Raw genomic sequence first — 8,523 nt, 5'->3', positions numbered from 1 at the left:
TAGAGACAAAAGGACTGGCTAAAGAAAAGCAGCTAGAGAATTTATTTTACTCATCAGACAGTCATTGTGTTAGAACGAATGCCGATGAGTAGGTAGTGTCTGTCAGATTAAGTTTAAGTTAATACAATTTAGTATATATATCGATAAAACGACAGGTATAGTAAGAAATTTTCATCCTGGAGGAGGTATAAAATGACAAAAGAATTATTCACCTAAGCCGATGTTGATACAGGGCTAAACTTAATTGTAGTATCTTATTTTGATATTATGTATGATGAAGGCTACTTTTTAAAAGCAGTTGATTATATGATTAAAAAGACAGGATTTAGCACGGATAGTGCATATTGTCATTTTGCTTGCGAGTATGATGGTTTTTTAGATGATATGATTTTCGAAGAGGGTGTTTTTTTGCTATAGGTTATCCTCCAGAAAAAAATGATGAAATAGTAGTCAGTGAAGAAACCTGTTATTATTATGTTAGGCTAGTATGTGAAAAATATCTTGCACTTCATCCAGAAGATAATGATAAAGTTGACGAGCTACTTTCTAAAATACCTAACTGAACAACCATCCGAGGATAATTTTAGGAGCAGTAAAACCCATCTGGGTGCCAAACCCACAGCCAGACCACCTTACAGTCAGACAAACTCAGCTTGAGCAGCAAAGGCAACATCTCCCCCCCTCGATTGGTGCCTAGGCCAGTGCCAACCGTATTGAGGCCAACATCGGCGGCAAACTGAGTATTATCAGCCCACAAGACAAAACATATAGCTGATAAAAAAAGCCTATAGAAGTAATAATAAATAGTTAATTTTATTAGTCCCAATCTTTTGGTTTGAGTTCTGGGTGTTCACGGAATAGTGGGTCTAAAAAGAAAAATATTTCTCCCATTACTTTTCCAACAATTCTTCAATATGCAATAAATTCGTCTTTGGGACAGCAATCTTGTACTTTAAATAGTGATTGGTTTAGTTCAGTGGTTATGTTCAGCATTAAATCGCTAACTTCCCCAGCAATTTTTGGATCTCTTATCATATTCCATCTCTTATTAATTAGTGTTGATAAAATAAATTTTGAATTTTAAGCTCATTTTACTCGTATTAAAATATTTATAGAACTTTATTTAATACAAGTAGTTTCTATTTGATCTAATTATTGTATTTTGAATTTATGATTTATGTGCGATTAAGCCAATTTGATTTTGTGGTATTTTTATAAAAATAAAAGCAGCTTGTTCTTTATTAGACAAGCTGCTTTTGTTGAAAACAATTTGGTGCGTTTAGTCGTTAATCTGGGCGGTTAATTCTCGTGTTTCATGGAAACGGATATCTGGCCAGCGTTCTTCGGTAAGCGATAGGTTAACGCGGTTGGGGGCGAGGTAGGTGAGGTTGCCACCGGCATCGGTAGCGAGGTTAAGTACGTTGGCTTTTTCAAATTCGGCCAGTTTTTTCCGGTCGGGACAGGATACCCAGCGTGCTGACCAGATGCTGACAGATTCAAATACGGCATCGACGCCATATTCATTAGCCAGACGGGCTGTGACTACTTCAAACTGCAATACGCCTACGGCGCCAAGTATGAGGTCGCCGCCGTTGTGTGGCCTGAATACCTGTACGGCACCTTCTTCACCCAGCTGCTGTAAACCTTTTTGTAGCTGCTTCATTTTTAGTGGATTTTTAATCCGTACGGCGCGGAATAGCTCAGGGGCAAAAAATGGAATACCGGTGAAGGTGAGACGTTCACCTTCGGTAAAGCTGTCGCCAATCTGGATATTGCCGTGGTTGGGAATACCGATAATGTCGCCGGCAAAGGCTTCTTCGACCAGCTCGCGGGTATGAGACATGAAGGTAACAACGCTGGAAGCTGCAATATCGCGATTTAAGCGTAGATGTTTGATCTTCATGCCACGGGTGAATTCGCCGGAGCATACACGCAAAAATGCAATGCGGTCGCGGTGCTTGGCATCCATATTTGCCTGAATTTTGAATACAAAACCGGTGAATTTGGTTTCGATGGGCTCGACTACTCGTTCGAGAGTTTCGCGTGGTTGTGGCGCTGGTGCCCAGTCGATCAGGGCATTGAGTATTTCTTGAATGCCAAAATTATTGATGGCTGAACCGAAAAAGACGGGGGTAAGTTCGCCACGCAGAAAGGCATCTAAGTCAAATTCATTTGAGGCTGCCTGTACGAGCTCAATTTCTTCACGCAGTTGCTGTATTTCTATGGGAAAGAGTTCATCCAGACGGACATTGTTGATGCCTTTGATGACATCAAATTGATGTGGTAGTTTTTCGCCACCGGCTTCAAACAGGTAAATTTCATCATTGAGGATGTGGTATACGCCTTTGAAGTTTTTGCCCATGCCAATCGGCCAGGTAATCGGGGCGCAGCGGATATGCAGGATATTTTCTACTTCATCAAGTAGTTCGAGAGAGTCTCGCACTTCACGATCGTATTTGTTCATGAAGGTAACAATTGGGGTATCACGCAAGCGGCAGACGTTTAAGAGTTTGATGGTTTGTGCTTCTACGCCTTTGGCTGCATCAATGACCATCAAGGCGCTGTCTACTGCGGTGAGTACGCGATAGGTGTCTTCGGAAAAGTCTTCATGGCCGGGGGTATCGAGTAGGTTGACGACATGCTGGCGATAATCGAACTGCATGACGGAAGAGGCTACGGATATGCCACGCTGTTTTTCGATTTCCATCCAGTCTGAGGTGGCAAATTTTCCGGATTTTTTGCCTTTGACGGTACCGGCTGAGAGAATGGCTCCGGAAAACAATAATAGTTTTTCGGTGAGGGTTGTTTTACCGGCGTCCGGGTGGGAAATAATCGCAAATGTGCGGCGGCGTGCCGCTTCCTGGGCAATCTGACTCATGATTTTTTGTATTCTACAAACAATAAAAACAAGACGGCTGTGGCCGTCTTGTAAAGGTTATATTGTAGCACAGGTTGATATAAAATCTGTTATTTGTGTGGTTTATAGGTGAAAATAGTGGCTTTTAATCAGTTGAGTTAAATGGTGGTAAGTTTGCTATGGTTGGTATAAAGCCGGTATTTGAAAATAGCTAGAACTGGGTAATATTTATTTTGGATATGCATTTGCATTTTTGTGTTTTATTATTCAATATATTTGCCAGCAGTAGGCATGAGGAAGTATCTACTGGCAGGTGGTTATTTGCTATTTCAGGTATTTTTGGTAATAGCTGTGGTAAAAAAGCACTTTTTTGTGGCAATGGGATGGTTACGACACTGTAATTGGGTTTCAGCCGCGCTGTGTTTGATTACAGCCAGAGCTAAGGTGATTGCTCCTTGTTGTACTTGATTGATAATCAGGCCGACTTCTTCGTTGTTGCTATCGTTGATGATATCACCAGCGGAGAGTGTGCTGGTGGCTTCTAGTAGAGCCAGTCCGCGTTTTACCTGACCACGGTATTGAGCACGGGCAATGATTTCCTGACCGGGATAACAGCCTTTTTTGAAATGGACTGCGCCGATCAGTTGCTGGTTGAGCATTTGAGCTACGCAGGTTTCTGTGGTAGCTGCGCTGATCCACGGATTGCCGCTGTTAATCTGATGTGCCAGCCATGTTTTGCTTGTTTCTATATTTAATGGGGGGAGCTGGCTGATTTTGCCAATCTGGATAGTGGAGTTATCTGGCAGGGTTATATGCCAGATTTGGTTTGCTTGGGTGGTTGATAATACATATTGTGGTTGTGCTGGTTCTGCTGATGTGGTTGTACTGGTTGGTACGTTTACAGCTGCACCCCATTCAGCCATGCATTCCAGTTTCACTTTGCTGCGCATGATGTAAATCTGTAGTTTTTTTTGTAATGTTTCGCACAGATCGGCTGCAGCAATCAGGATGATGTCTTCGCCTCTGTTGAGTACTACTATGTTGGCTATTACGCGGCCTTTGGCTGTGTTGTAGGTTGCCAGACACGCCTGGCCTGCTGGCAGGTGGTTTATGTCGTTGGACAGTTGGTTGTGTAGAAATGAGGCGCGGTCTTCGCCACTTACCCGGATGAGACCAAAAAAAGGCATCAGGGTAGATGCTGTGTGTGTCATGGATAAATCCTGATTAATTTGTTGTGCTCTATTATAGGGCTGAATTTTTAATAAACAAGATAAAAGCTCCGTCCAGAATCTGGTACGGAGCTCTGTTAAAAAGGCTGATAGAAAGGGTTATTTTCCTTCTATTTTTGCTTTCAGTTCTAGATACATTTCAGGATGCTCGTTTTTAAGCAGTTCAGCCACTTCCATGTTTGCGCGATTGAGTTTGCTTAATTCCAGCTGTTCAACATGTACTAGTCGTACCAGTTCGCGAACTGGTTTTGGAATGTTGCGGCCAGCTTCGTAACGAGAGCCACCTGATTGAGTGACGCCAACCTGACTCCAGAACTCGATTTGGTTCAGACCGAGTTTTTTACGGATTTCGCGCACATTGTTGATAGGTTTAAAAGCTTTCATATTGTTATACCTTAAAAACAAGTTGTCTATGTGTTAGTAGAATTAATTAATATGATCATTCATAAACATTTAATTATTTTGGTAAGTTTAGTCATTAAATGTAATGACTAATGTTAGACCAATATGCATAATTATCTATGGACTTCAATATTATCACAATAGTTTTTACATTCAATACAATATTGCTGCTGGTTTATAAAAATATGGTGTTTCAAAAATAATACATATTTTATTTTAATTAAAATTAGTTAAGATTTATTGTCTTAAATCAGATGTTAATGATTCCTTAATGTAAAATTTTGTTGTTTTTTTGATAGGTTTAAGGTTTGCCTGTTAATGGGCTGATGGTGAGAATTTCGTAACCATTTTCGGTGACCAGTACTTCGTGTTCCCACTGTGCAGAGAGTTTGTGATCTTTGGTTACGACTGTCCAGCCGTCATTTAAGATACGCAATTGGCGTTTACCTTGATTAACCATTGGTTCGATGGTAAATATCATGCCTGGTTGCAATTTTAAGCCGGTATTGCGCCGACCATAATGCAACACTTGTGGTTCTTCATGAAAACCGCGGCCAACTCCATGTCCACAGAATTCCTGTACCATGGAATATCCGGCATTTTCGGCAACCTGCTGACATGCATAGCCGATGTCACCCAGAGTGGCACCTGGTTTAACTGCTGAGATGCCGGCCATCATACTTTCATGGGTGATGTTGATCAGGCGGCGTGCCTGTGGGCTGATTTCCCCAACTGCATACATGCGGCTGGAATCGCCATGAAAACCGTCTTTGATGATGGTGACGTCGATGTTCAGGATGTCGCCATTTTTTAATGGTTTGTCATCGGGAATGCCGTGACAGATGACGTGGTTGACGGAAGTGCAGCAGGATTTTGGAAATGGTGGGTTACCATATCCCAATGGTGCAGGATAGCCGCCCTGAACGTTGATATGGTAATCATGTATCAGTTTGTCGATTTCGTTGGTGGTGATACCTGGCTTGATGAACTGGCCTATATAGTCAAGCGCTTCGGCAGCCAGCCGGCCTGCAACGCGCATTGCAGCAATTTCTTCTGCATTTTTAATAATCACGGCCATGATTTTTCCTTTTAGGGTAATTAATGCGGTTTAGATAGGGTGTATAAATGCTTCAGGCATTGACCAGTATACTTAATTCATCAGCAATGTTCTGTTTGCGCATCAGGCTTTCACCAATGAGAAAGGTGTTAACCTGATGCTGTTGCATCATGTGAATGTCGTCTGTGGTAAAAATGCCGCTTTCGGTAACGATGGTTTTGCCGGTTAGTGCCGGCAGAAGTTTGATGGTTTGCTGTAAATCCACTTCAAATGTACGCAGATCGCGGTTGTTTACGCCCCATAGTGGGGTGCGCATATTGATGCATTTTTCCAGTTCATCTTCGTTATGAATCTCAAGTAATACGGTCATGCCTAGTTCGTGGGCAATGGCTTCATATTCATTTAGCTGGGTATGGCTTAGTGCTGCTGCGATAAGCAGTATCGCATCGGCGTTGTGTGCCCGAGACTGATAAATCTGATAGATGTCGATGATGAAATCTTTGCGTAATACGGGCAGATTACAGGCGTTACGGGCTGTATTAAGGTAGGCGAGGCTGCCCTGAAAATAGCTGGTATCGGTAAGGACAGACATGCAGGCGGCTCCACCTTGCTGATAGGCTCGAGCGATGTCTGCCGGCGAGAAGTCGGGGCGAATCAGCCCTTTGGATGGGCTGGCTTTTTTGACTTCGGCAATAATGGCAGCTTTACCCTGATGATGCTTGGTATGGATGGCATCGAGAAAAGGGCGTGCCGGTGCCTGATCGTATGCCTGTGCACGTACTTCAGCCAGTGATTCAGCAGTTTTAGCTGCAACCATTTCGTTTTTTTTGGTGGCAATGATTTTATTTAAGATATCGCTCATGGTGTTTATCCGGATTCGGGTGCTGAAATTGACTTAATTCAGATAGGGAAATGGCCGTTAATTTCAGGGATATGTTTTGTTGTTTCAGGAAGGGGTATCTTCGCTGATTTCAGTTTTCAGTAGTTGGAAAATTGCTCTGAATGCTTTTGGTGGTTTGCCGGCATTCTGTTCTTTGCGGGCATTGCGAATCAGGGTGCGCAGATTATTGATGTCGATATGTGGATGCTGGCTGATGACTTCGGTAAGGCTGCTGTCATCGGCAATCAGGCGCTGGCGTAGGTTTTCTAATCTTTGCAAATAGGCGTTATGTGCGTTGTTTTCACCCTTGAGGCGTGCTAGATAATCGCTGATTGGTGCGGTGTCGGTTTCACGCATCAGGCGGCCAATAAATTGTGCTTGCCGTTTCAGGGCGCTGTTGGAGCTGATTTTTTGATAGCTTAGTACTGCTTGTAATAAATCTTCAGGCAGGTTCATTTTTTTTAAGGTATCCGCAGAAAGTTTGGTTAGTTCCATGCCCAGTTGTTGCAAATCGTTCATTTGCTTTTTCATCTGGGTTTTGCTTACCCATTCTTTTTCTGCAATGGTGTGGCTATCAGGGTTGCTGTTCATATATTTAGGTGTCACATGTAATCTGAATTTCAAGTGTCTATTTTAGCAAAAAATCCGTATTATTTCAGTTGGCATGTATGTTTCATTGCTGCCAGTGCTTAAAGCAGCATGCTAGAATGCAGGCTTCTTTGCAAGAGGTTAATTATGTTTCATCACAGCGCCGAACAGTTACAACAGTTGAGCCAGCAGGCATTGCAGAAAGCCAGAGAACTGGGAGCAAGTGCGGCTGAAATTGATATCAGTGAATCTGTTGGACAGAATGTGCAGGTGCGCCAGCAGGATGTTGAACATATTGAATATCAGCAGGATAAGTCTCTAGATATTACGGTTTATCTGGGGCAGGCCAAAGGGCGTGCCAGTACTGCCGATTTTAATGATAGGGCAATCGGTGATGTGGTAACGGCGGCATTGAATATTGCCCGCTATACTGCTCAGGATGATTGTGCCGGTTTGGCCGATGCTGCATTGCTGGCAACAGAGCTGGGTGATACAGAAGTGTTTTTCCCCTGGTCTTTATCTGCGGATGAAGCAATTGCTATTGGCAAACGTACAGAACGGGCTGCGCTGGATACGGATGAGCGTATCAGTAATTCGGAAGGTGCAGAGGTGCAGACTGACCATTATCAGTATGTATATGCTAACAGTAATGATTTTTGTGCCTATCAGCGTGGCAGTCGGCACAGTATTTCCTGTAGTGTGGTGGCTGCTGATGCTTCCGGTATGCAGCGTGATTATTGGTATGATCTGGCACGTGATGCGCGTGATCTGACTACAGCTGAAACGATTGGCCAGACTGCTGCTGCACGTACGGTACGGCGCCTGAATGGCCGGTCTGTTGCTACTGGTAAGTATCCGGTGGTTTTCGATACTACGGTAGCTGGAAGTTTGATTGGTCATCTAGTGGGTGCGCTGAGTGGTGGTGCACTGTACCGGCAAACTAGTTTTCTGGTAGACAGTCTGGGCAGGCAAATTCTGGCACCATGGGTATCTTTGACTGAAAAGCCACATGTAAAAAAGGCGCTGGCCAGTACTTATTTTGATGCTGAAGGTGTGGCTACTCGTGAGCGTACGGTTATTGATGGTGGCCATGTGACTAGCTATTTTTTAAGCAGTTACAGTGCACGCAAGTTAGGCATGACGACTACTGGTAATGCCGGTGGGGTGCATAATTTATATCTGAATCATACGCATGCAACTCAGGCTGAGCTATTGCAGACGATGGGCACTGGTTTGCTGGTCACAGAACTGATGGGTCAGGGCGTGAATGGGATTACTGGTGATTATTCACGTGGTGCGGCTGGTTTCTGGGTGGAAAATGGGGTAATTGTCTATCCAGTGGAAGGTATTACGATTGCTTCGCGTTTGCAGGATATGTTTATGGCTATGATTGGTGCGGCAGATGATGCATTAAGACGCAGCACACATAAGGTGGGTTCTATTCTGATTGATAATATGACGGTTGCCGGGGTGTAAGCCATGACTGGCTATGGCTTGTTTTGTTGTAGCC

The 8,523-nt window shown here is 43.5% G+C and carries 7 protein-coding genes and 1 pseudogene; 2 read left to right on the top strand and 6 right to left on the bottom strand.

Translation table 11 applies throughout. The annotated features are described in order from the left end of the window. Positions 1-243 precede the first annotated feature (243 nt). Positions 244-563: pseudogene (cdiI, locus tag MJ764_RS11550) on the top strand (ribonuclease toxin immunity protein CdiI). 716 nt (positions 564-1,279) lie between these two features. Here the strand turns inward: cdiI and MJ764_RS01780 are convergent. The 6 genes from MJ764_RS01780 to yjgA all read right to left on the bottom strand — a co-directional run bounded on the left by MJ764_RS01780 (position 1,280) and on the right by yjgA (position 7,016). Continuing rightward, complete coding sequence (locus MJ764_RS01780; RefSeq protein ID WP_239324058.1) at positions 1,280-2,878, bottom strand: peptide chain release factor 3; 1,599 nt, start codon at positions 2,876-2,878, stop codon at positions 1,280-1,282. A gap of 308 nt (positions 2,879-3,186) precedes the next feature. Continuing rightward, positions 3,187-4,068 (bottom strand): CAF17-like 4Fe-4S cluster assembly/insertion protein YgfZ, encoded by an 882-nt coding sequence (ygfZ, locus tag MJ764_RS01775; protein WP_239324057.1) that lies wholly within the window; start codon positions 4,066-4,068, stop codon positions 3,187-3,189. Positions 4,069-4,185: 117 nt separating this feature from the next. Next, positions 4,186-4,470, bottom strand: coding sequence for a helix-turn-helix domain-containing protein (locus tag MJ764_RS01770; RefSeq protein WP_239324056.1), 285 nt, complete (start codon positions 4,468-4,470; stop codon positions 4,186-4,188). Between the two features lie 319 nt (positions 4,471-4,789). After that, the gene (map, locus tag MJ764_RS01765; protein WP_239324094.1) at positions 4,790-5,569 is read right to left on the bottom strand and encodes a type I methionyl aminopeptidase; all 780 of its coding nucleotides are present in this window, start codon (positions 5,567-5,569) and stop codon (positions 4,790-4,792) included. A gap of 49 nt (positions 5,570-5,618) precedes the next feature. Then, positions 5,619-6,407: an indole-3-glycerol phosphate synthase TrpC gene (gene trpC, locus MJ764_RS01760; RefSeq protein WP_239324055.1), complete on the bottom strand. Its 789-nt coding sequence runs from the start codon at positions 6,405-6,407 to the stop codon at positions 5,619-5,621. A gap of 84 nt (positions 6,408-6,491) precedes the next feature. Further along, a complete protein-coding gene (yjgA, locus tag MJ764_RS01755) occupies positions 6,492-7,016 on the bottom strand; it encodes a ribosome biogenesis factor YjgA (RefSeq protein ID WP_239324054.1) in 525 nt (174 codons plus the stop codon). A 141-nt stretch (positions 7,017-7,157) separates the two neighbouring features. Here yjgA and pmbA point away from each other — a divergent pair, with 141 nt between their 5' ends. After that, on the top strand, positions 7,158-8,489 hold the full coding sequence (pmbA, locus tag MJ764_RS01750; RefSeq protein ID WP_239324092.1) for a metalloprotease PmbA: 1,332 nt from the start codon (positions 7,158-7,160) through the stop codon (positions 8,487-8,489). Positions 8,490-8,523: the final 34 nt, after the last annotated feature.

The sequence above is a fragment of the Snodgrassella gandavensis genome, from assembly GCF_914768025.1.
GTDB lineage: Bacteria > Pseudomonadota > Gammaproteobacteria > Burkholderiales > Neisseriaceae > Snodgrassella > Snodgrassella gandavensis.
This window is presented reverse-complemented; position numbering and strand designations above follow the sequence as displayed.

Excerpts from the sequence above, each read along its gene's own strand:
- ygfZ (WP_239324057.1), bottom strand. The coding sequence starts at position 4,068 with ATGACACACACAGCATCTACCCTGATGCCTTTTTTTGGTCTCATCCGG.
- yjgA (WP_239324054.1), bottom strand. The coding sequence starts at position 7,016 with ATGAACAGCAACCCTGATAGCCACACCATTGCAGAAAAAGAATGGGTA.
- trpC (WP_239324055.1), bottom strand. The coding sequence starts at position 6,407 with ATGAGCGATATCTTAAATAAAATCATTGCCACCAAAAAAAACGAAATG.
- MJ764_RS01780 (WP_239324058.1), bottom strand. The coding sequence starts at position 2,878 with ATGAGTCAGATTGCCCAGGAAGCGGCACGCCGCCGCACATTTGCGATT.
- MJ764_RS01770 (WP_239324056.1), bottom strand. The coding sequence starts at position 4,470 with ATGAAAGCTTTTAAACCTATCAACAATGTGCGCGAAATCCGTAAAAAA.